Source organism: Pseudomonas sp. 32_A, from assembly GCF_017490905.1.
Taxonomy (GTDB): Bacteria; Pseudomonadota; Gammaproteobacteria; order Pseudomonadales; family Pseudomonadaceae; genus Aquipseudomonas; species Aquipseudomonas inefficax.
Genome location: NZ_JAFGYI010000047.1, coordinates 1 through 23568, shown reverse-complemented (window position 1 = coordinate 23568; position 23568 = coordinate 1). Strand labels below are relative to the sequence as shown.

Genomic DNA, 23568 nt, shown 5'->3' with positions numbered 1-23568 from the left:
GCCAGGGAGTACGTGTAGAAATGAACGCAGCAAGTGAGTCGGCTTTGCGCCCATCGGCAGTGAATCACCAATCGCTCAGGCTTGTGGCGAAGTGGTTGAAACACCATGGAAGCATCAGGGTCAGGACGACCGACCCACGACGTCTGCTTGCCGGACGATACCCTCAAGGGCTGATCAGCGAAGCAGAAATGCAGGCGCTGATGGCGGTTTGGCACTGATCGAATCGGTATTACCTGTACCGGCCTCTTCGCGGCTAAAGCCGCTCCCACAGGTACCCCACATGTCTCGAGCCCAGTGGGGTACCTGTGGGAGCGGCTTTAGCCGCGAAGAGGCCGGCACAGGCGCTAGAGATCAGAAGCTGTAGCTGCCAGTCACCACCAGGCTACGCGGGTCTCCCACCTGGATCTGTGCCGCACTGGTCGCCGAGCTGTAATAGGTCTTGTCGGCAATGTTGCTCAGTGCCGCCCGCACATCCCAGTCATGCGTGCGGTACCCCGCCAATGCATCCCAGCGGCCATACCCCGGCAGTACCGTGGTGTTCTGGTTGTCCGCATAACGCTCGCCCACCAGCGTCAGGCCGGTTTCGGCGTACCAGCCCAGTTCCGGTTTCCAGGTCACGAACAGGCTACCGTTACGCTTTGCCACGTCATTGATGCGGTTGCCTTCCTGGCCGTTGTTGTCCTTGACGATGGTCGCATCCTGCAGGCCGATGCCACCGCGTACATACCAGTTGCCGACGATGTTGCCGGTGGCGGTCAGCTCGATACCGCGCGAGCGCTGCAAACCGCTGAGCAAGATGTTTTCCGGGACCAGCGGGTCGCGGGTGCGGCGGTTGTACAGCTCCAGCTCGTAGATGGCCAGGGTGGTGGTCAGGCGCTGGTCGAGCCAGTCGCTTTTCACGCCGATTTCCTTCTGGCGGGTCTCTTCCGGCTTGGCGTCGTTACCGTTGCCCTTTGCGCCTGGGGTGACGCCGATCAGACCGCCGCCAACCGGCGAGAAGGTCTTGCTCCACGAGGCGTAGAACGAATGGTCCTGCCAAGGGGTATAGACCACACCCAGGCGTGGGCTGGTGCTGTTGCTGTCCTGTTGTTCGCTGCGGCCATCCTTGTCGGTGGTCTGCACTTCGAACTGGTCGAAGCGGACGCCGGCAAGCACCTGCCATTCATCGTTCAGACGGATCTGGTCTTGCAGATAAAGGCCGCGGCTATCAACCACGGTGTGGTTGTCGCTCCACAGCGCCAGGTTGCCATTGAGTTGCTGGTCGCGGCCGGGCTTGCCCAGGCCCTGCAGCTTCTGGTCGACCGCTTTATACAGCACCGGGTCACGCTTCTGGTTGCCGAACTCCAGGCCCAGCAACAGCTTGTGCTCCAGGCCCAGGGTGTTGAAGTCGCCCTCGGCCTCCAGGTTGTTGAACAGGTTGCGGGTGTTCAGGTCCTGCTGCCAGCGCTGGCGGGTCAAGGTGTCGGTGTTGGCGTCGTAGCCCGTGACGTAGGTGTTGTCGAACTCGCTGTCGAGCTTGAACAGGCCTAAGGTATGGCGCAGCTGCCAGGTTTCGTTCAGCTGGTAGTTCAGGCGCGAGCGCAGCGACTGGGCGCGGTCGTCGATGTAGTCGCGCTGGTCGCCATAGGTGGTGCTGCGGCTGACATCGGCCGGGCGGCCGTTGACCCCGGGGATGCCACGGTCCGGGGTGCGGTTGTAGCGGCTGTATTCGTATTGCACCAGCCAGTTCAGGTCGGGGGTGACCTGCCACATGATCGAAGGGGCGAACAGTTGGCGGCTGCCATCGATACCGTCGCGGAAGCTGTTGTTGTCCTGGTTGCCCATGTTCAGGCGCAGGCTGACGGTGTCGCTGGGGTCGGCACTGAGGTCGGCATACAGGCTGCGCAGGTCTTCGCTGCCGGCCTGCGCCTCGATGCTCGAACGGCGGCCGGGCTCCGGCGCCTTGCTCACCCGGTTGACGATACCGCCCTGGCTGCCACGGCCATACAGCACCGCTGCCGGCCCCTTGAGCACTTCGACCCGCTCGATGTTATGCAGGTCGCGAATGTACTGGCTGTCGTCGCGAATGCCGTCCAGGTAGAAGTCGTTGCTGGCTTCGAAGCCGCGGATGCGCACGCTGTCGAAGCGGGTGTCGGCACCGCTGCTGACGTTGGGAATGCCTTCCAGCGCCTTGCCCAGGGTATTGCTGCCGTAATCCAGCACGTTCACGGTCTTCACCGTGTCGATGGCCTGCGGCACGTAGCGCACCGGCGTCGAGGTGCGGGTCGCGGTGCTTACCTCCTTGACCCGCGGGTTGTCCTTTTCGCGATCGCTGTCGGCGGTAACCGACAGTTCCGGCAGGGTGGTGGTGGCGGCACTGGCCAGGCTGGCGCTGAACAGCAGCGACAGGCCAAGCGCCAGGGGTGAAAGACGGCAGGGTACAAGCATGGGGACATCCGGATCGAGCAGGTGAAAAAGAGATGCGGATGGTAATGCTTGCTATTTGCTATTGCCCGAGTATTTGTAAAGGGTTGTCATTACATCTGTGTCAGGTTGTTACAGCTCCTGCCCTGTCGCCTTTCCCTGTAGGAGCAGCCTTGCGCTGCGAAGGCGCCCTGACAGGAAAATTGTCCGTTCGATCAAAAGGCTATTTCCTACACAAGATAAATTCTCCGCTGATAGCGCGAACCTGCATGGAAATGCACCAGAGCCGCCGGCGATTTTGGTTATATCAACCTGCATTTCACGAGTTTTTGACATTTGTAATCGCACACGGCTAGGATTCGGCCAACGCCTGCTGGCCATGATTTTGGCCATGCTGCTGCCAGAGGCCGCCGTGTTGTTATCGGCAGGCCTTCCAGTCTGGATCCGCATAGCGTCGAACCTACGAAGGGGCGTTGGTTCCTGGCGTCATATTGCAGAGCGTTTTTGATTAGGAAATAAGGAAAACAACATGTTGAAAACCAGGATCAGCCTGGTCGCCCTGGCGATGATCGCCGCGACCCAGGCACAGGCCAATGATCAGGCCGACAGCAAAGGCTTCATCGAGGACAGCCACGCCAACGTCCTGCTGCGTAACGCCTACATCAACCGCGACAAGAAACACGGCACCGACGACCAGATCGAATGGGGCCAGGGTGTCATCGCCAACTTCTCCTCCGGCTTCACCCAAGGCACCGTCGGTGTCGGCGTCGATGCATTCGGCCTGTACGCCGTGCGTCTTGACGGCGGCAAGGGCCACAACGGTGGCGCCGGTGTCGACTTCTTCAAGCCTTCGGACTTCAAGGACGAGAACGGCAACGCCAACTCGCCGCACAACCTGGCCCGTGGTGGCGCTGCAGTGAAGTTCCGCATCTCCAACACCGTGCTCAAGTACGGTGACCAGATGCCGGCACTGCCAGTACTGCAGTACGACGACGCCCGTCTGCTGCCAGAAAGCTTCACCGGTACCCTGATCACCTCCAAAGAGATCCAGGGCCTGGAACTGAACGCCGGTCGCTTCACCCAGGAAGCGCGCAAGAGCGCCGAGCGCCGTGACGGCGGCGGCCTGAAGTCGATCAACGTCTTCGGCGGTAGCTACAAGTTCACCGACAACTTCACCGCTTCGTTGTACACCGCCGACAACGAAGATGTGATGAAAAAGCACTACCTGGGCTTGAACTACGTCTTCCCGATCGCCAACGACCAGTCCCTGACCTTGGACTTCAACGGCTACAAGTCGGACATCGACAACAAGTTCGTCAAGAGCGCCGAACTCAACGGCGACTCCAACACCATCTGGAGCCTGGCAGCCACCTACGCGTATGGTGCGCACTCGTTCACCATCGCCCACCAGCGCAGCACCGGCAGCACCGGCTACAACTACGGCTGGTACCAGAACGCGGGTGGCGTGGGTGACGGTGGTTCGACCATCTACCTGGCCAACTCGTACTGGTCCGACTTCAACGCTGAAGACGAGCGCTCCTGGCAGCTGGGCTACGGCCTGGACTTCGGTGCCTACGGCATCCCTGGCCTGACCTACAAGCTGGCCTACGTGGTGGGTGACAACATCAACACCCGCAAAGTGAGCAACCCGCAGGGCTTCGGTGAAGGTAAAGAGCGCGAGATCTTCAACCAGATCCGTTACGTGGTGCAGGACGGCCCGGCCAAGGACCTGTCGATCAAGCTGCGTAGCTCGTTCGTGCGTACCAACAACGCCGTGCAGCAGAACGGTTACAACGACGACGGCAACGAAGTTCGCGTATTCGTCGAGTACCCGATCAGCATCTTCTGATCCTGATCTGATGGCCTAGGGGCTGCTTTGCAGCCCATCGCGACACAAGGCCGCTCCCACATTGACCGGCATGCGCAGGACCATTGTGGGAGCGGCCTTGTGTCGCGAAAGGGCCGCAACGCGGCCCCAGGCTTTCATGCCGTCTCCACCACTTCCTTGCGCCGCACCCCGGCAACCTTCACCTCTCCCTCCCCAGTCTCCGGCGCAAAGCTGTCACTACGCGCCATCCGCCACATCCGCGCATAAAACTCGCTTTCAATCGAGCCACTGAGCAATTCGCCAGGCTTGAGGAACGTGTGCAGGTCCGAGAACAGCCCGATTTCGCTGGAGCTGATACGCCGTGCCAGATGCTTGGGCTTGAGCTCCGCAGGATGTTCCAGGCCCGCAGCAGCCAACATTTCGGCCAGCGCATGCAGCGTGTTGCGGTGGAAACTGGCTACCCGTTCGGCCTTGTCTGGCACCACCAGGGCGCGCTGGCGCAACGGGTCTTGCGTAGCCACGCCGGTCGGGCATTTGTTGGTATGGCAGCTCTGCGACTGGATGCAGCCAATGGCGAACATGAAGCCACGCGCGGAGTTGACCCAGTCCGCCCCGATGGCCAGCACGCTGGCGATGTCGAAGGCGCTGACGATCTTGCCCGCTGCGCCAATGCGGATGCCGGCGCGCAGGTTCAGGCCGACCAGAGTGTTGTGCACGAACATCAGGCCCTCGCGCATCGGCACGCCCATGTTGTCGCTGAACTCGCGTGGCGCCGCCCCAGTGCCGCCTTCCTTGCCATCGACGACGATGAAGTCCGGAGTGATGCCAGTGGCCAGCATAGCCTTGGCAATGCCCATGAATTCCCAAGGGTGGCCCAGGCAGAATTTGAACCCCACCGGCTTGCCGCCCGACAGCTCGCGCAGGCTGGCAACGAACTGCAGCAACTCGACCGGGGTGCGGAAGGCACTGTGCGCCGCCGGCGAGATGCAATCCTCGCCCTCGCGCACGCCACGGGTTGCGGCAATCTCGGGGCTGACCTTGTGCCCTGGCAGGATGCCGCCGTGGCCCGGCTTGGCGCCCTGGCTGAGCTTGATCTCGATCATCTTCACCTGTGGCGAGCGTGCCTGCTCGGCGAAGCGCTGCGGGTCGAAGCGCCCGTCCTCGGTGCGGCAGCCGAAGTAACCACTGCCGATTTCCCAGATCAGGTCACCGCCATGTTCGCGGTGGTACGGGCTGATGCTGCCTTCGCCGGTGTCATGGGCAAAGCGGCCCATGCGTGCACCGCGGTTCAGGGCAGCGATAGCGTTGGCACTGAGGGCACCGAAGCTCATGGCCGAGATGTTGAAGATCGACGCCGAATAGGGCAGGCGGCATTGCGGCCCGCCAATGGCGATGCGGAACGACGCCGGGTCTGGCGTGGCCACTGGCAGCATGGAATGGCTGATGAACTCGAAGCCGGGCTTGTAGGCATCGTTGAGGGTGCCAAAGGCTTTCTCGGCGCTTTCGTTCTTGGCCCGGGCATAAACCAGCGAACGCTGCGAACGGGAGAACGGTAGCTTGTCGTCGTCGCCCTCGATCAGGTACTGGCGGATTTCCGGGCGGATGGTTTCGATCAGGTAGCGGATGTTGCCCAGGATCGGATAGTTGCGGCGCACGGCGTGGTGGCTTTGCCGCAGGTCGTTCAGGCCGACCAGGCTGAGCAGCGCGGTGATCAGCGTCAACGGCCACAGCCAGGCATGCTGGGGTAGCAGCGGCAGGCTGGCGAAGGTGAACAGCAGGCAGAGGGCGAGGCAGGCGTAGCGGCTGGGTAGAGAGTGTTTCATGGGTCCATCGCAGGCAGGATGACCGGGCCTAGGATAGGCAAAGGTGGGGAGGGGAAAACCTGGGTAATCGGTAAAAGACTGTTACTTGAATGTAGGGCTCTGTACATGGCTCAAGGCCGCTCCCACAAAAAGGTGTTAGCGAGGCAATAACACGCTAACCCGCAACCCACCCCCCTCGCGGTTCGCCAGCAGCAACTCGCCCCCATGGCTGGTGGCAATCCGCTGAGCAATACTCAACCCCAGCCCATACCCCCCGGAAGCCTGGTTGCGTGACCCCTCACCGCGCACGAACGGGTCGATGATGGTCGCCAGCAGGCTCGGCGCAATCCCCGGCCCGCGGTCATCGACATGGATGAACACCCCCGTGGTCGCCTGTTCCAGCGTGACCGAAACCTCTTTGGCATAACGCAACGCATTGACCAGCAGGTTCTGCAGGCAGCGCTGCAGCAGCAGGGCATCGACCCGCAGGCTGCCCGCCCGGCCATGCACCGGCAGCGGCTCTTCGGCAGTGGCCAGCTCCGCGCACTGGCGCACCACCAGCCGGTTCAGGTCTACCTGCTGCAAGTTCTGCTGCTCCCCCGCGCGCAGGTAATCGAGTACCTGGCCGATCATGTCGTCCATCTGCGTGATGTTCTGCCGCAGGCGCTGCCGGTGTTCGTCGTCCGGCAGGCGCTCCAGGCGCAGGCGCATGCGCGTCAGCGGGGTGCGCAGGTCGTGGGACACGGCGGCCAGGAAGTAGGCCTTGTCATTGACCATCGCGATCAGCCGCTGCTGCATGGCATTGAAGGCCTGGGCCGCCTGGCGTACTTCCTCCGGGCCATCCAGCGCCAAAGGCGGCTGCTCGAGGTTGCTACCAAGACCGCGCGCGGCATCGGCCAGGCGTCGCAACGGGCGCAGGCACAGGCGCACGGCGATCAGGCACACCAGCAATACCGCGACGATGCGCAGCGCGTACACCCGCAACAGATAATCGCTGATCAGCACCCAGGCCGACTCGCCGCTCCAGCCTTGCAGTTCCTGGCCCTCGATGGTCAGCCAGTGCCCATCGGCCAACGGCACCGCGAACTGCAGATGCGCCTGGGCGGTGCGCAGGCCGAACAGGCTGCGCCAGACGATCGCCTGGCCCTGTTCATCGGTCAATTGCACCTTGATCAGGCGCACGTCCTGGGCATGCCCCAACTCGTACTCGAGGGCCTGGTGCAGCAACAGCTCGACGCGCCTGCGCCCGCGGCGCTCGTCCTGCACCGGCGTGGGTAGGGTTTCGCTGCAACGCAGTTGGTAATGCGCTGGCGCCTGCAGTGCACCGGCGCGGCAGTCAGCCTGGGCGATCAACGGCGCGCTGCGTGCGGCGATGAGCCGGACAGGGGCCTCGAGTACCTGGGCAAAACGCACATCGAACCAGATGCTGCTGGACATCAACTGGACCAGCACGGTGCCGCTGACCATTATCAGCAGCAGCTGGCCGAACAATGTGCGTGGCCATAGCCGGCGCAGCCAGCGCATGTCAGGCATCGGCCCCGTTGGCGGCGATGCTCAGCAAATAGCCTTCGTTGCGGATGGTGAGAATTTGCGCGGCACCCGCCGGAGCGTGGCGCAGGTGCTGGCGCAGGCGGCTGACGCACATGTCCACCGAACGGTCGTCGGGCAGGTGGTCGCGGCCGAACGCACTGCGCGTCAACTGGTCGCGCGACACCACGCGGTTGTTGGCTTCCAGCAGTTCGCGCAGTACGCGGTGGTCGGAGCGGGGCAAGGTCAGGGTCTGGCCATCAGGGCGGGTGAGCAGGCGCTTCATGTGTTCCAGGCGGAAGCCGGCGAACAGCTGGGCATCTTCTACCGGCTCTGCGGCGGGTGCATCCAGGCGTTGCGGACGGCGCAGCACGGCCTTGATCCGGGCGATCAGCTCGCGTGGCTCGAACGGCTTGGCCAGGTAGTCATCGGCACCCACTTCCAGGCCGATGATGCGGTCCAGCGTGCTGCCCTTGGCCGACAGCATGATTACCGCCAGCCCGGGCGTGGCTTGCAGCTGGCGGCACAGGCTGAGGCCGTCCTCGCCCGGCAGCATCAGGTCGAGCACCACCAGCTCCACCTTGTGCCGGGCCAGTTGCTCGCGCATCTGCTCGCCGTCAGCTGCTGCCAGCACGTTATAGCCGGCATCTGTCAGGTAATCACAAAGAAGTTCGCGGATCTCGTCGTCATCATCGACAACAAGCAAAGTTGTGCTCATGCAGAAAAACACCTGTTCGGTGAGGGCCGGTGGCGCTCGTTACGTTCGATTACATCCCCGTACAAGCCGGGTCTGGAGCCCGGGGGGCCGATCCCTAGAATCCTAACAAAAAATCATCTGCAAATACGAAGCCTTCCCAAATGAACTCCGAGAGCACCCCGAACGCCTTCTCCTCCATCAGCCGAGGCGGCACGCGCCTCAAACCGCTGGCCCTGTTCATTGCCGTGGCCGTCAGCGGTGGCGCGATGGCTGCCGACAGCAAGCCCCTGGAGCTGGACGCCACGCAGATCGAAGACAGCGCCCTGCTGCCTGCCGACGAAGCCGGCCAGCTGGGTTACACGGTCGAAAGCACCCGCAGCTCCACCGGCCTGGCGCTGACGCCGCGCCAGACGCCGCAGTCGGTCACCACCATTACCCGCCAGCAGATGGATGACCGCGACATCCACACCATCGAGCAAGCGCTGGAAACCACCCCAGGTGTGACCGCGAGCAAGTCCGAAGTGGGCGGGCGTACCGACTACCGTGCCCGTGGTTACTCGATCAGCAACTGGAAGGTCGATGGCCTGCAGTTCCAGGGTGGCTCCGACTTCAGTGGTGGCGGCAACGCGCTGAACATGGACCTTTACGAGCGCATCGACATCGTGCGCGGCGCCAATGGCCTGCTGGGCGGTACCGGCGACCCGTCGGCCACCGTCAACCTGATCCGCAAGGCGCCGACCAGGACGTTCGGCGGCAGCGCCTATGCCACCTACGGCAGCTGGGACAAACGCCGCCTGGGCGCCGACCTCAACCTGCCGCTGTCCGAAGACGGCCGCCTGCGTTCGCGCTTCGTGATGACCCAGCAGGACGCCAACTCATTCCGCGACAACCAGTCCGAGCGCTCCCGCGCCGCGTTGGCCAACTTCGAGTTCGACCTGGACGACGCCACCACCCTCGGTGCCGGCTACCAGTACGAGTACAACAAGATTGTCGGCGGTGGCTGGGGCGCGAACATCCCGATCTGGTACCGCGATGGCAGCAAGACCGACCTGCCGCGCAGCACCAACGTGGTACCCAGCTGGAGCTTTGGCGAGTACACCACCCGCACCGCGTTCGGCTCGCTGGAGCACCGCTTCGACAACGATTGGACGCTGGACCTGAAAGCCGCCCAGAGCACCGCCGAAACCCTCAACCACCGCGGCTTGGCCAAGGTCAACTCGGCGGGCCGAGGCAGTTACGGCGGCTACTGGGACCAGGATGGCAGCGGTGCCGTGCTCAACGGCCTGCACAGCTCCACCGACACCACCCAGCAATCGGCGCAGATCGACCTGTCCGGCCCGTTCCAGCTGTTCGGCCGTAGCCACCAGGCGATGGTCGGCTACAACGACAGCCGCACCGTGGCCTGGTCGCCGGAATACACCTGCACCATGGTTGGCGACGGCATGGCCAGTGCGCCTGCGCTGGGGTGCCAGTTCCGCGCCAACAACGGCTTCCCGCTGACCGACTGGCACAATGGCGTGGATGACGACTACAACATCATCGCCTCGCGCACCGGCCGCCACAGCAAGACCACCACCCGCCTGCAGGGCATGTACGCGGCAACCCGCCTGAGCATCACCGACCCATTGTCGGTCATCCTCGGCGTGCGCACCAGCAACTACTCGGCCACCACCCGCAGCGTGGCTGGCGCACGTACCAGCCAGGAAGAAAACGGCATCGTCACCCCGTACCTGGGCGCGGTGTACGACCTCAACGACAACTACTCGCTGTACGCCAGCTACACCGACATCTTCACCCCGCAAACCGCTGAAACCAGCAGCGGCAGCAAGGTCGAGCCGATTCGCGGGCAAAGCTACGAGACGGGTATCAAGGGAGAGTGGTTCGATGGCCGCTTGAACGCCTCGGCGGCGTACTTCCGCACCAAGCAGGAAAACAAGGCAGTGCTCGACGGCGACCTGACCACGCCCACCGGTGGCGACGCCTACAAAGCCGGTTCCGGCCAGGAAACCGACGGTATCGACCTGGAAATCGCCGGCGCCCTGACCCCCAGCTGGAACGTGTACGCCGGCTACACCTACCTGCACTTCCGCCGCGTCGACAGCGACGGCCGCAGCGACCCATCGCACCTGTTCAAGGCCTCGACCACCTACCGCCTTTCCGGCCCGCTCGACCGCCTGACCCTGGGCGCCGGGGTGACTGCGCAGAGCAACATCCGCGCAATCTCCAGCCCGGCGGGCCAGCCGAGCAATGGTGTGAGCACCGGTGCCACTGATGTGAACTGGTCCGGTTATGCCATCTGGAATGCCATGGCCAAATACCAGCTGACCGACGACACCAGCGTCAGCCTCAACGCCAACAACCTCTTCGACAAGCATTACTACACCCGCTATGGGTTCTATGCCGGGGCGATTTATGGTGACCCACGCAACCTGTCGCTGACGGTCAGCACCGCGTTCTGATCAAACGCACCTGGGGCTGCTGCGCAGCCCATCGCCGGCAAGCCGGGCTCCCACCGCTACTTTGGGAGCAACTGCCTTGCTCAATTTCTAACAGGTGGCGCGATCCCTGTGGGAGCGGGCGCGCCCGCGAACACGGGCGAAGCCCGTGCCATCCACCACAGCACCTGATTCGCTGGGGCGGCGCCAGGCTCAAACCATGCGCTGTACCTGTGGTAGATGGCCCAGCCCTTTGGGCTGCGCTGTCGCGTAGATAACTGAAATTGCAAGCAATCCGCGTACCCTGTGGGAGCGGCTTTAGCCGCGAAGAATCCAACGCGGTGCATGCCACCGGCTGCGCCGCTGTTCGCGGCTAAAGCCGCTCCCACAAGGCCCCTGCTAATTCAATGAGTTATGTCCAGCTCTATGAGAGCCTGGCTTGCCGGCTATGGGCCGTAAAGCTGCCCTATTTCACCTAGGGCCAGTCCCTTGCTCGCGATCAACCGGCTTCTCCAGCCGATCCTCGAAACTGTCCCAGTCCTCACCAAACAGTTCCACCGGGTGCATGGTGCGACTCGCCCCATTGCCACAGGCCAATGCCTTGGCCGGGCAATACAGGTCGCAGCCCCAGCAGATGCGCTCCGGGTGGCTGGGGTTTGTGGGGAACTTCTTGGCCATGGTCAGCTTCCCTCAGGACTATGTCCCAAACCTATACCTCGGCCCGCTATTCAGCTTGATCGACATCAATATCCAGGTGACCCTCAGCGGAGCGCATATTCCGGATCCAGATATCTGCTTGACAGATATCTGGATCCGGAATAATTTGTAGGCACCTTGGTACGCCGAGACAACACGATGCGAGTGATTACGAAAGCGGCGGTTACCAAAGCCATCGAAGCTCACGCCCAGTGGAAAGCCCCCCTGAGCCTGTGGCTCACGACCTTTGATAGGGCGACGCTGCGCTTCGAGTCTTTTGAGCAGCTAAGGGATACGTGGTCTACCGCCTCTGGCTGGAACGTTGACCGCATTCCTTGTTCAAAACTCAGGCCCTCCAGCCGAAAAGGGCCGCTTGATGTCTATGTGTTCGATATCAAGAAAAACGAATGCCGTCTGATCGCATGGCTCAACACACGAACGGGCACCCTCTATATCAAGGCCATTCTGTCGCACGCGGAGTACGACAAGTGGTGCAAGAGCGATGTCAGGTAGCCGCCTGGCACTTGCCCAAAACCTACCGATTCGACAGGTGACAACCATGAAGCGGGATAAAATCGAAGCCAATGGACTAGATGCCTTCATCGCTAATATTTCACCCATGCTGGATGGCCTGAACGCCCAAATGGCAACCATGGCCCAGCTTCTTGCTGCCTGCCATGACCCCATCAAGGACGATGCTGAGCTCCAGGCGCGGATGGCATTGATCGATGAGCTCTACTCGCATGCCGACAGCGAAGGTCACGCAGCAGCGCGCTTTGCGGAGATGGTGGCGGATCGTGTCTACGAGTATGAGAGTGAGTCGGTACTCGTGCCGTTTGCGAGCCAGGCCGAAGCGTTGGCCTTCCTGCTGTCGGACAGGGGCGTGAAGCAGAAGGACCTTGCCTCGATAGCAACTCAGAGCGCGGTTTCAGAGATTTTGAACAACAAGCGGAAGATGACGGTTGCCCAGATAAAGGGCTTTGCTGAGTTTTTCAACGTACCGGTTGAATTTTTCATGCATGGGGTGGTTTGAAATCGGTAGGGGTCGCAGGGATCGCGGGGCACAGAAGGCAAAAAAGGCTCACCTTTCGGTGAGCCTTTTTTTGATACGGCACCAGGAGTCGAATCGAAAGCCAACTATATGTTTTGTATGGTTTTTTTCTGTGGTTACTCAGCGCGCTATCTCTAATTCTACCCCTTTGGCGCTTAGAAATTAGAACGGCGTCCTGCTTCTAATACTTGATGAATAGGGTTTGTTTCCCTGCCCGGCTGGCACTTACTCTGAAACTGGTCCTGTGAGGCATGCCCCATCGCTATCCTTGCAATGAGTGTTGCAGCCCTATTCGGAAGTCTGGCAGACCCTTTTTTTGACCCTACAGGTATGTTAGATTCGGCGATGTCATAGTGATATCGCTCAAGGGAATGCAGAGAAATGACAATCAAGGAAGTTTTCATGACGCCGCTGGGCGCGCGCAACAAAAAGTTAAACACCGGATACAGAAATTAAGATCATATTTTACTAAGTTAGAAGGTTAATTCTGGCTCTGTCTCTAAATTTGCCTAGGACATATTGCATGTCAAAATCGGCTGCGTCCCATCCTCATACAGCTGCGCCTACATGGAGTGGGTTTATTTATCAAGGGCATTTAGCGCTTTATCATTCCATAGAATGTGTGCTCAATAAAATGTCGTTTGAGTTGCAAATCGACAGCATTGATGATTTTGCGATAATTGAAAATGGAATTGCAGTTTCTACGCATCAGGTAAAAGCGTTAGCAGATGATAAAAGAGCTGCCTATGAGGAGGCTCTCGAAAAAGCCGCATCCACATATAAGTTATGTGATAAGAATACCAAAAGATATTTTCATACATCTACGCGCCTTGATGATGCTTCTGATTTTGTTGGCGGCAATGGGAATGTCGTTAAATTTTATACTTACGATGGGCTGCCTTACTGCTATCTCCAGGATGTTGAAGAAAAAACGAAGTCAAGAATTAAGAAGTACTTGGTTTCCGAAGGGTTGCCTTGTAGTGATTTTTTAGTGAATTTGAAGTTTGAAGCTTTGCAGAGTCATATTGCCGCTCAAGTAATATATATACACGCGTGCAATCAGGATGGGTTAATGAGCGCCGCAGAAGCCGCGTTCACTCAAACTTTAAAAAGTAAGAAAATTGTAGAGTTATTAAGCCTCACCGCTACCCATGAAGACGATATTGTATACAAGATGTTCCAAGCCAGGATGGCCGTTTGTAAATCATTGTATGGGTATACCAATACAATGGAAAAAACAGTAGATAGAACTGTTATTCAAAAAGTCGCAAATGTTTACGATCAGATTAAAAAGCTGGGTGATACTCCATTTACATGGCTGTGGAAGTCGTTATGTTTCGGATCTTCCTCAATGGTCGTGAGTGAGAACAGTGTTTATGATTATGTGGATGTTATCTACGATATAGATAAAGCACCACTGAGTGAGCAAAAGCCTCCTTATTATAAGTGCTCCGCCGGAGATTTTTATTTGCCGACAGCAATTTCGGCAGACAATGCTCGACGGGAGCATAGGTTTGCTGAAGATCTCATGGAGCAGCTGAAAAGCGATCCAGAGCTAATAGATATCTTAGTTGAATATCAATGGCTAATCGCAGCTAGAGCAAATATTTTTTCACCCGCTGAGCGATTTTGTGCAGCTACCGGCGCTTCGCGGGATGCTGTAGAAGATGAGTTTTCATTGATGGGTAAGGATCGTAACAAAATAACTAAAGCCTTTGATGCAACAATAATTTCAAGGGAAGAGGCGAGGGTGAAGTTGAATGATTAAAGAGATTGTTCTACAGGCTGCCTTGAAGCATGAGTTTACTTTGTTTGATGCCGGCGACAATTCTAAAGTAGATGGCGTCACCATAGAATCTTCGGCAGAAGAATTTTTAGCAGGTCTTGAGGATATTGACTATAAGTCTTTGACTTATTTTAGTCAGGATAGTGGAGATAGGAAGCGATTCCTCGCTGTGGTTGAGTGTGGAAATATACCATCACCGCAGGTGCTGAATAAATTAGTGCTACTGCATGCTCCTGAATCATTCAAATCTGATCCTGCGTTCGATAAAAATACCGACCTGATTATTCTGCATAAATTAAGGCGTCGAGCTGACTTTGATGGAATTGAGAGCAAGGTATTTGGTATTGAAGAAAATCCATATTATTTCAAAAAATATTTTCTTTATTACAGCGAAGAAGAGCTTAGGCTGTTAGAAGGGCACAGCTTCGAAAGCGTTTCAGCGATGGTTGTCGATGATAGGATGTTTGCAGAATATCGAGATCAACCGCTATCGCCTACGTTATATAGTGTTGCGGCGAGAATTTTTATAAAGCTCCCATTTGTAAAGGTTCCAGTTAAGGAAAGCTCACTGAAGCCGCTTGATATTTATGTAGAGGAAGCACTTGCCGAGAAAAAATTGACCGATCTTCATCTCAGAATCTTTAATGCTTCTGCATCTGGGATTGAAGCAGACAAACTAATCGAGACTCTGGTTCATGAAGAAATGGAAAATATCTAGCCTTAAGATTGAAAATTTCAAGCCGTTTGAAAATACATCTATTGATTTTCGAGCTGCCTCCATGATCACTTTGGATGGCCCCAATGGATTTGGAAAAACGAGCATATTTGATGCGTTGGAGCTTTTGTTTACTGGCGTTATACAAAGAATTATCAATACAAATGATGCAACAGTTGCAAAGCGTTCGCGCAAAAAACAATTCGAAGAAAACATATATTGGAATAGAAATAAAGAAGGCGACATCGCTATTAGAGCGGAGCTAATAAATCAAGATTCAGGGGAGTCAATTTTCCTAGCTCGTGTTGCTACCATGGCGGACTTATCGAACCCGGATAATAATGCACCTGACAATTTCTCTATTTTTAAGCTTTACGAAATAAGCAGTATCGACTCCACTGAGTTTGGAGTGAGTCTTGATTCTAAAGAACTAGAGAGTATTCTAGGAGAAAACTTCTTAAAAAATTTCTCTTTATTGAACTATCTTGAGCAAGGGCAGAATAGGTACCTGTACTCGACGGACGCCACTGAAAGAAAAAAAGGTATTGAACATCTGATTAATACCGATAAATTAACGAGTCAGATATCATATTGCTCCGCGTTAGAAAGTATTATTACGGAGTCTTACACTGGGAAAGAGCATACTGACCTCCAAGCTGAGTTGAATGAAAAAATTAGACAGCTTAGTGGTCAGTTCCAAGATTCCGAGAATGCCGTTGACTTCAAGCGGTTGAGTACCGCGCTGCCGTCGCCTGGTTGGGATGTTGAACAGCCTCTATCGGCTGTAAATGATAATGATATTGAAACCCTGATACGTGAATTGCGGGATATATTTAAAATACATCAGAACTTTGATGAGGTTCTGACGAGAAAGGCCAATAGTAATATTGATGAGTTTTTAAAAAGAGAGGACGATATAAAGTTGGCTCTTCAGTTGGGTGCTGAGGTAGCTGGATATGAAGGTCTGAAAGTAAAAAACTCGACGCTAGTTGGGCTGGATCATGATCTTTTGATATTCAGAAAGCCAGCTTCAGAGATAAAGGAAGTAGATTTAAAAAGTCTTAAGAATGCTGCTGATTTGGTCGGTGTGAATAGTCTCATTGAGGCGCGGGATCTAATTAAGTCTGATAGTGCAGCTAAGAACGCAAAGCTTGTAAATTTACTAAGTGCTCATGCAGAGTTGCTACGACAACACAAAGAATGTGAAGACTTGGAAATTTCCGGTTGTCCATTCTGTGGGTTCTCATGGGCGACTTACGCTGCGTTAGAGGAAGCTGCTTTAAATAATGCGGAAAGAATTCGATCTGAAATAGATGCTTCTGCTCAGAAGTTAGAAGAGACAATAAAGTCAATACAGGACTTACTGAATTTACAGATAGCAGACTTCACGCAGCAGCGTGGCCTAGTCGCAAAAGATTTCGATAGTATTCTTTTTAAGGCTCTCACAGTAGCAGAATCTAAGTTCTCAATTATAAGTGAAGTGGTTTTGCAGTTGGTGCAGTATGGCGTATCGAAAGATCTAAGTTTTACGGCTGATGATGCAGCTCTGCTGTTACGGTTTAATGAGGCAAAAGGGATTATTGCTACAGCTAAAAAACCAGAAAGTGATGTGCTTCCTTTAGGCTGGTCATCTAGCTTAGAGATGGCTTTCTTGAACGCATCAGATATAACCTTACTTAGCATTTCAGATTTTGAAAATAAAGAATCCTATCTCAGAGCCGCTCATTCTAAATTCAAAAGCGAAGAGTATAAGTCTAAAGTAGCGGAGCTTGGTAAGCTCAGATCTAGGATTGAAGCTGGAAAGAAAATAAAAGCAAAAATTGTTAAGCTTAGAAAGCAATTGGACGAAACTGCGAAGCAGTATGCGAAAAAGACTATTGGTGACATAGAGCTGTTGTTCCATATTTATAGTGGACGACTCATACAGAATTATCAGCGTGGGTTAGGTTTGTTTATAGTGAGCGGTAAAGGAGATATACTGAAATTCAATACTGCGCTGAAGTCTGATCATGATGCAATCCTGTCTATGAGTAGTGGGCAAATCGCATCATTAGGTTTGGCGTTTTTCCTAACATTGAATAGGGTATATGCTCTTAATCCATTCATACTGATTGATGACCCAGTACAGTCAATGGATGAGATTAACATTGCTTCATTGAGTGATTTGTTACGGGTAGAGCTTTCAGATCGTCAGATTTTGTTGTCAAACCATGAGATGGAAGTGTCAACGTATATGCGGTATAAATTCAAGCGTGCAGGATTGTCTCAAGCCTCTGTCTCTATGTTGCCAAAAAATATAACAGTATAAATGTATTTTAGGGGCGCCTCATAATTAGGTTTTTGAGGCGCATTTCTTAGTTGTTTGTTGCGCTTTGCCTAACCGAGCTAATATCAGGTTCATGGTTAGCCAGTAATAATATTTGGTCGAGGGTGAGCGAGTTTTCATATGCGTAATCATAATCCACCTAAAGTGCTTTCGCTGCCAAGCCCATGGATTGTCTATTTGCCAGCGTTTGGCAATTGCTGCTCGAATGGCTATTGCCTGGCGGAGATGACGCAGGCGCGTGGAGTGTGACCCCGTCAGGACGCCTACAAGGAATAGCTCCATGTCGAATGCCTTGCTCATGCTCGATCACCGATGTAAGCGGAAGCCACATCTGTACGACCGTGTCCCAGCTCATAGCAAATTTGTCTACGGGCCTGACGATCAAGGTGCCTATCTACCCGGCAACATTGGCCGCCGTTGATAGGCGCGGGATGCTGGGTGATTTGCTCATAGCGTTCACATGCGTAGGCCGCTCGTAATTCATGGAAGCCCTTGAGGCTGTGTGTATGCAGGATGTTCCGCGCAGGGCGGACGATTTTCTGCAAAACATTCAGGTAGCTTTCGCTTGGTGCAACCAGGTTGCGGCTACCGGCAGGAGAGACCTGCTGTGTAAATCCAAGCGCACCACGAATATGATCATCCACCGTAACCCAGCGGGGTGCGGAGGCGCCGGCGCGGCCGCCTTTGGTGCCATCTTGAATGTTGATCCTGCCCAGCTCGTTAGCCTCTAGGCTAAGCCGTGGCAGGTCAGCCAAGATGGCCTCTCGCAAGCGCATACCGGTGGCTCGCGCCAACAGAACGATCGCAGCGGCCCGGAGCTGATGATGACGGCAAAGCGCCTCGACGATCTGCTTAACCTGTTCGCGGTCTTGGCCCTGTGGCACCGACTGTCGAACCCCGGTGCGCTGCATACCCAACGCCTTGCTCGGGCTGGGCAATTTCACGTACTGATCACCGCGAAGCGCCGCCATGGTCCTGTTAACGCTAGATAGCCGGTTTTGTGCGGTGTTGACGGCGAGGTCCCCACGCCTAACCACGTCACGCAGATACGCCGCATAGTCGGCCAACACTTTCCGATCAATCTGCCGCGCATCATTGATACCGGGCCCCTGTTCGGAGCGGCACCACTTCACGAATGCCTGCCACCGATGACAGTGTGCCTTCACAGTGCCGTAATGGCCGCCGCTGAACATGTCTTTCAACGCCTGCGGCCCTGCATAGCTCAGTTGCCTGCCATAGCCGAAATTGCGGCCATCCCGCCTACCTACCAATGCCATGTCGATCACCTCATCGCCTGTTCTCCGATCCTCGCCCCACGTCATCCCGCCAAGAATGTTGAGTGTTATCAGGGATCAAGGCCCCTGCGACCTGTGGGGATGTCCTCTAACGCGGGACTGGCGGCTCCTTACGTCCGGGAGCAAGGGCATCTCATGATCTGGCCTCCTGAGCACCGTTAACGGTGGGCGGGTGGAGGCTGCATTGGCTGACGAGACCAGTGCCGCGAGATCCTGAGTCGGGTGAACGCAGCGGTGCGATGACCGGGGCATGCCTGACTGTCAGTCAGGTGCAGTCCATTCCCTGGTCTGCGGCACCATCATCTGCATGGCTGTTGCTGGTGACATCGGCGTTTGTCACGCCGATTGTCACGATGGGAATTGCCGCTGAGCCTTGTGCGATCTGGGCTGCAGCAGTGTCAGGAGCGCCCGTCTCTTTCCAGTGAAAGAGACGGGCGCAGGTTGGCGCACGTGAAATGGCCAAGCGGATAGGTTGCTGCTGAGCAGATGGGTAGGGTGGTTGCCGCAGGGGCAACGATATTGAGTTGGCATCCATCACATGGGTAGTGACCGTACGAGCTGCCGGACGCGAATCGTACTTGCGGGTGAACCACCGCGGGAGCGGCGTGACCTTAAAGGTTCGGGTCACCTGGGGTGCTGTCATCGACAGCTCTTGCGACTCCCGGTCTACGCTTGTGGACAATATTCGTCAAGCAGCGCGATATCAGGGATTTAGCGCCTGTGGATAAAACTATCCTCCGGTGGACATCAGTGGTTTTCCACAGACGTAAGCTGTGCCAGCAGTTTTTTCTTAGGGATGGTCCTTTCAAACGGGGCGGCTTTTCAGCCCCGTTTGAAAGGACCCGCGCGGAGGAGCTTCATGCGGTGCTGTGGGTAACTTCACAGCGAGTTGAGGTGGTGGTGCGGCGGACTACTCGGTCCTCTTGGCACTGCGAAGGCGCGTGACGTTCTCGCCCGTCTGCTTGGCAAACTCATGTGGCGTCACATGGTCCTCGCGGTTCGCCTCCAGAAACCGGCTCCACCAAGTCATGATCATCCGACGCTCTTCGAGGAACTCGGCCTTGTGGGTATAAGCGGCTCGAACGTTGTTGCGTTCCTTGTGGCTCATCTGCCGTTCGATAGCCGTCTCCGACCACAGCCCGGACTCGACCAGCGCACTGCACGCCATGGCTCGGAATCCGTGGCCGCAGATATCCACCTTGGTGTCGTAGCCCATCGTCCTGAGTGCGGCATTCACCGTGTTCTCGGACATCGGTTTCCACGGTTTGGCATCTCCCGCGAACACCAGGTCGAACTTGCCGGTGATCGCGTAGATCTGCTCAAGCAAGGTCACTGCCTGCTGCGATAAGGGTACAACGTGAATGTCCCCAGCCATCTTCGTACCTCTTGTGGAAAACGGTACGCCGTCCAGCGCCGGGCGGGTGTCGGGGATTTCCCAGATTCCACGCTTGAGGTCGAACTCGTTCCAACGGGCGAAGCGCAGTTCGCTGGAACGTACGAATACATGCAACGACAGCATCACCGTGAGGCGCGTGAGCGGGCGACCTCTGTAGTCCTCAATGCATGCCAGTAGCTCTGGCAGCCGCGATAAGGGTAGTGCGGGTCGGTGAGTTACCCGTGGTGTCTTGATCGAGCCATCGAGGTCGTGAGCCGGGTTCGCCGTGATCAGCCGCAGCCGTTTAGCCTCGCGCATGATGCTTTGCAGGTAGTTCTTGATCCTGAGCGCCACGTCGATGGTGCCGCGCTTCGTCACGGCTTCCAGTGGCTGCATGAGGTCGTGGGTGTCCAACTCAACGATTGCCTTGGCACCAAGCAAAGGGAATACATGTGTCTTCAACCGGCTGAGCACAGTCTTGGCGTGGCCGGGCGCCCACTTCGGCACCATGCTCGCATACCAGTCGAGCGCAACGCTTTCGAAGGTGCGGCCGTTGATCACGGCCTGGGTCTTGGTTTGTTGCTTGTACTGGATGGGATCTATGCCGTTGGCGAGCTGCTGCTTGATCTCGAAGCGCTTGCGGCGTGCGTCGCCCAGCCCGACCACCGGATAGCTGCCAAGAGCGGTCAGGCCTTCGCGGCCATCCGGTTTCACGTACCTGAGTCGCCAGCCTTTGCGGCCGTTGGGTTGCACAAGCAGGTAAAGACCGTCGCCGTCGAAGAGCTTGTACTCGCGCTCTCTGGGCTTTGCCGTGCGACAGGCGGTGTCTGTAAGCGGGGCAGTGGTGCGGGCCATAAGGGTAGTCTCCGATATCGAAACGGACCTCTATCCTTAAAACTACCCTTATTAGCGCTGGCTACCCTCGGAATCCGACGGAACGCCAAAACGAAAAAACCCGCCAGAAGGCGGGTTTTTCGGGGGTTCCAGAGATTTTGAAAGCTTTCTATGGAACCTTGAATGGTGCCGGCACCAGGAATCGAACCCGGGACCTACTGATTACAAGTCAGTTGCTCTACCATCTGAGCTATACCGGCAATGGGGCGTCATTATAACGATCGGTTGGCGCCTGTAAACCACTTCCTTGCGATTGTGCGCAAATGACCTAAGTCACCGGCCTGAAAGAAGAATTTTCCTACCAGCCACGGTGGATGGTGGTGACGCTCGGCTCGGTTTTGCCCGGGTTGAAGAACAGCTTGTCGTTGTCGCAGCCACGCTTGCGGCAGGGGCTTTCGGTGCGCAGGGGCAGGCCGTTGTCGCCGCCCAGCTGCATGGCGGGGTGGTTCCAGCCCAGGCTGCTGGTGGGGTGGGGCGCGGTGCCGCTGGCGCAGCCGGTCAGGGCCAGGGCGAGGGTCAGCAGGGCGAGGGGCTTGGTCTGGGTCACGATGGTCGGGTCCGTTAGTCCATTGTCGGTTCTGGCGCAACGCCAGAAGGTCGCGGGGCTGGCGGGCAGCGCGCGACGTCACTTTTTAATGATTTGGGGGGCGGATGATACACCGTAGGGCGGGATCAGCGGTGAAGCTTTAGCTTTATTGTTGTCTGTTCAGGCCTCTTCGCGGGTGAACCCGCTCCCACAGGTATATCACTGTTCTCAAGCCTTGTGAGATTCCTGTGGGAGCGGGTTTACCCGCGAAAGGGCCATCAGCTGTACGAAGATTCTGAACTAGGGGGCTAATGGCTTCAGCGTTTGGATGCTTCGGAACTATCCTACGGGCGCCGCCGAAGTATCGCTGTTGTCGGGGAAATGGCTCACGGATACCGTTTTCGGGTCGCTCTGGCGACCGGGTGTGAGAACCCTGATCGAATAAGCGCTACCCATTTATGGTGGCCGTACGCGGGCAGACTTCGGTCTGGCCGGGCTTCCTTATTCGACCGGTTTCTCACCCCGCGTACGGCTGCCACCCAAATCCGTGAGAAAGATTTCTGGCAGTCCCCTCCCCGAGTAAGGATTTATGCCATGAAGAAAACCATCATCGAACCCATCACCACCGCAGGCGTTGAAACCTTCCTCGCAGCCGGTAACCCATCCCTCAATCTGCTACGCGTGGAGCCTGGTGTCCCCGTCGATGCTGCCTATGAGCATGTCTCGATCCTGATGGGCTACATCAAGCATCTGGTGCGCGAGGGGGATATGGAGGATGACCATAAATTCCTGGGCGCTGCCGATTATCTGTGCGACATGGCCAAGGCGCTGATGAACGATATCGAGATTGCCAAGAACAAGACGCACTGAAGGCTCACGCGGTCAGTGTAGGAGCGGCCTTGTGTCGCGATGGGCCGCAAGGCGGCCCCCATTTTCGATGCAGTTTCAGGAATCGCCGGGGCTGCGTTGCAGCCCTTTCGCGACGCAAGGCCGCTCCTACAAAAGACCGTGTATGCAGCTCTAACTCCAACCACAAGAAATGTTTATGCACAAGTGGCATCGGCGACTTGCGCGAAAGGCATGCCGGACCGCTACACCGCTGGTCTTTGCGCAAACGCCTGTTTTTACTGGCCTTGGCGTGCAAGCGGGAATAAGCCGAACGCTTGAAATAGCGCTTGGATCCAACAGGTAATCACAAGCTTGTTCACAGAGTTATCCACAGGTTGTGCTGCGGCTAACAGTCGCGTTCGGCGAGGATGAGCAGGTTGCGTGGAGTGAGTGGGTAGTCGCAGAACAGGCCAAGGCGCACGTTGTAGCCTTGTTCTTCGAGGAACAGGGCACGATCGAGTACCAACCACAGCTCCAGCGGCCGGCGGAACAGGTTGCGCACCCGCTCCAGGTTGCGGACCTCGGCCAGGCGCTGCCAACCGGCGGCTTCCAGGGCGGCCCAGTCCGGGTTGCCAGTCAGCTGCAATTGCTTGAGGTCGGCCAGGTCGCAGCAGTACTGCTCGAAGGGCTTCTCCAGCCAGGCCACGGGTAGTGACGGGGTCGGCAGGTACGCGTCGGTTTGGCGCTGCTGGCGTTGTAGCAGGTCGAAGCCGAGGCGCCGGGCCATCGAGGTGTCGCGCTGGCGCCGCACGCGGGCGCCGGCGGTAACGGTTTCGCTCAAGGGCAGGCCCAAGTCGTCCAGTGACAGCCGCAGGCTGGAGGCTTGGGCGGCTGTGGATAAAGGCTGGTATTGCTGCGCCCCGATGCGGTTGTAGCAGCAGGGCGCCACGGCCAGTTGCCGGCAACCTTGCTGGCTGGCCAGTTGCATCAGGCGCACATGCAGGTCGCCACAGGCGTGCAGGGCGACCACGCTTTTGTCGCCAGCCAGGTGGCGGGCGCTGTCGTTGGCCATCACATCCTGGTGCACGTGTTGCGCCGGCAGGTGGTGGTGCGCGCTCAGGGCCTGGCCGGCGACGACCAGTTCGGCGTCGTATTCCAGGCAGGTCAGGTGTTGACCGGGTTGCAGAAGGCGGCGGCCGAGGTGGCCTTTGCCGGAGCACCAGTCCAGCCAATGATGGGGCTGTTCGCGAAAGGCCAGGTGGCTGGCGAAGGCTTCGATCTGTTGCCATTTACGGCCGGGGACGGCGACGTCGAGGCGGTGGGCGGCGGGGGGCAGGTCGGTTGCCGGAAGGCTGCCGACGGCCGAAAGCTGTCGGGCATGCTG

Annotated in this window: 18 protein-coding genes and 1 tRNA gene; 9 read left to right on the top strand and 10 right to left on the bottom strand. The window is 57.2% G+C overall.

The window, feature by feature from the left end:
* Nucleotides 1-20: 20 nt before the first annotated feature.
* Entirely contained in the window at nt 21-218 is a 198-nt protein-coding gene (locus tag J5M58_RS28045; RefSeq protein ID WP_080563721.1) for a hypothetical protein, read from the top strand.
* A 133-nt stretch (nt 219-351) separates the two neighbouring features.
* On the opposite strand, the gene J5M58_RS22400 is transcribed toward J5M58_RS28045, so the two are convergent.
* Nucleotides 352-2427 carry a TonB-dependent siderophore receptor gene (locus J5M58_RS22400; protein ID WP_207879666.1) on the bottom strand — a complete coding sequence of 692 codons (2076 nt, stop codon included), beginning with the start codon at nt 2425-2427 and terminating at the stop codon, nt 352-354.
* Between the two features lie 505 nt (nt 2428-2932).
* Here J5M58_RS22400 and J5M58_RS22395 point away from each other — a divergent pair.
* On the top strand, nt 2933-4252 hold the full coding sequence (locus tag J5M58_RS22395) for an OprD family porin (RefSeq protein ID WP_207879664.1): 1320 nt from the start codon (nt 2933-2935) through the stop codon (nt 4250-4252).
* A 134-nt stretch (nt 4253-4386) separates the two neighbouring features.
* On the opposite strand, the gene J5M58_RS22390 is transcribed toward J5M58_RS22395, so the two are convergent.
* From J5M58_RS22390 to J5M58_RS22380, 3 genes are all read right to left on the bottom strand, one after another.
* Nucleotides 4387-6054, bottom strand: coding sequence for an FMN-binding glutamate synthase family protein (locus tag J5M58_RS22390; RefSeq protein WP_112251345.1), 1668 nt, complete (start codon nt 6052-6054; stop codon nt 4387-4389).
* A gap of 135 nt (nt 6055-6189) precedes the next feature.
* Complete coding sequence (locus tag J5M58_RS22385; RefSeq protein WP_207879662.1) at nt 6190-7557, bottom strand: ATP-binding protein; 1368 nt, start codon at nt 7555-7557, stop codon at nt 6190-6192.
* Nucleotide 7558: 1 nt separating this feature from the next.
* On the bottom strand, nt 7559-8278 hold the full coding sequence (locus J5M58_RS22380) for a response regulator (RefSeq protein WP_112251347.1): 720 nt from the start codon (nt 8276-8278) through the stop codon (nt 7559-7561).
* Nucleotides 8279-8418: 140 nt separating this feature from the next.
* On the opposite strand from J5M58_RS22380, the gene J5M58_RS22375 reads away from it, so the two are divergent.
* Nucleotides 8419-10716 (top strand): TonB-dependent siderophore receptor, encoded by a 2298-nt coding sequence (locus tag J5M58_RS22375; protein ID WP_207879660.1) that lies wholly within the window; start codon nt 8419-8421, stop codon nt 10714-10716.
* 447 nt (nt 10717-11163) lie between these two features.
* Here the strand turns inward: J5M58_RS22375 and J5M58_RS22370 are convergent, their stop codons facing one another.
* Nucleotides 11164-11370 (bottom strand): DUF3079 domain-containing protein, encoded by a 207-nt coding sequence (locus tag J5M58_RS22370; protein ID WP_112251351.1) that lies wholly within the window; start codon nt 11368-11370, stop codon nt 11164-11166.
* A 177-nt stretch (nt 11371-11547) separates the two neighbouring features.
* Here J5M58_RS22370 and J5M58_RS22365 point away from each other — a divergent pair, with 177 nt between their 5' ends.
* From J5M58_RS22365 to J5M58_RS22345, 5 genes are all read left to right on the top strand, one after another.
* On the top strand, nt 11548-11901 hold the full coding sequence (locus J5M58_RS22365; RefSeq protein ID WP_082810503.1) for a type II toxin-antitoxin system HigB family toxin: 354 nt from the start codon (nt 11548-11550) through the stop codon (nt 11899-11901).
* Nucleotides 11902-11947: 46 nt separating this feature from the next.
* Nucleotides 11948-12421, top strand: coding sequence for a type II toxin-antitoxin system HigA family antitoxin (locus J5M58_RS22360; protein WP_102083355.1), 474 nt, complete (start codon nt 11948-11950; stop codon nt 12419-12421).
* 541 nt (nt 12422-12962) lie between these two features.
* Entirely contained in the window at nt 12963-14207 is a 1245-nt protein-coding gene (locus J5M58_RS22355) for an ABC-three component system protein (RefSeq protein ID WP_207879658.1), read from the top strand.
* Entirely contained in the window at nt 14200-14943 is a 744-nt protein-coding gene (locus tag J5M58_RS22350; RefSeq protein WP_207879656.1) for an ABC-three component system middle component 1, read from the top strand. Before J5M58_RS22355 ends, J5M58_RS22350 begins: the two co-directional genes overlap by 8 nt.
* On the top strand, nt 14921-17248 hold the full coding sequence (locus J5M58_RS22345) for an AAA family ATPase (protein ID WP_207879654.1): 2328 nt from the start codon (nt 14921-14923) through the stop codon (nt 17246-17248). The genes J5M58_RS22350 and J5M58_RS22345 overlap by 23 nt, the downstream gene beginning before the upstream one ends.
* A gap of 314 nt (nt 17249-17562) precedes the next feature.
* On the opposite strand, the gene J5M58_RS22340 is transcribed toward J5M58_RS22345, so the two are convergent.
* The 4 genes from J5M58_RS22340 to J5M58_RS22325 form a co-directional block, all read right to left on the bottom strand.
* Entirely contained in the window at nt 17563-18543 is a 981-nt protein-coding gene (locus J5M58_RS22340; protein ID WP_207879653.1) for an integrase domain-containing protein, read from the bottom strand.
* 928 nt (nt 18544-19471) lie between these two features.
* A complete protein-coding gene (locus J5M58_RS22335) occupies nt 19472-20791 on the bottom strand; it encodes an integrase arm-type DNA-binding domain-containing protein (protein ID WP_207879651.1) in 1320 nt (439 codons plus the stop codon).
* Nucleotides 20792-20954: 163 nt separating this feature from the next.
* Nucleotides 20955-21030 (bottom strand) — tRNA-Thr (locus tag J5M58_RS22330).
* A gap of 98 nt (nt 21031-21128) precedes the next feature.
* Nucleotides 21129-21377, bottom strand: a complete 249-nt coding sequence (locus J5M58_RS22325; RefSeq protein WP_112251364.1) for a hypothetical protein — start codon at nt 21375-21377, stop codon at nt 21129-21131.
* 573 nt (nt 21378-21950) lie between these two features.
* Here J5M58_RS22325 and J5M58_RS22320 point away from each other — a divergent pair.
* Nucleotides 21951-22226 (top strand): DUF3077 domain-containing protein, encoded by a 276-nt coding sequence (locus J5M58_RS22320; protein ID WP_207879648.1) that lies wholly within the window; start codon nt 21951-21953, stop codon nt 22224-22226.
* 364 nt (nt 22227-22590) lie between these two features.
* On the opposite strand, the gene J5M58_RS22315 is transcribed toward J5M58_RS22320, so the two are convergent.
* On the bottom strand, nt 22591-23568 hold a 978-nt coding region (locus J5M58_RS22315), incomplete at its 5' end, for a methyltransferase (RefSeq protein ID WP_207879646.1).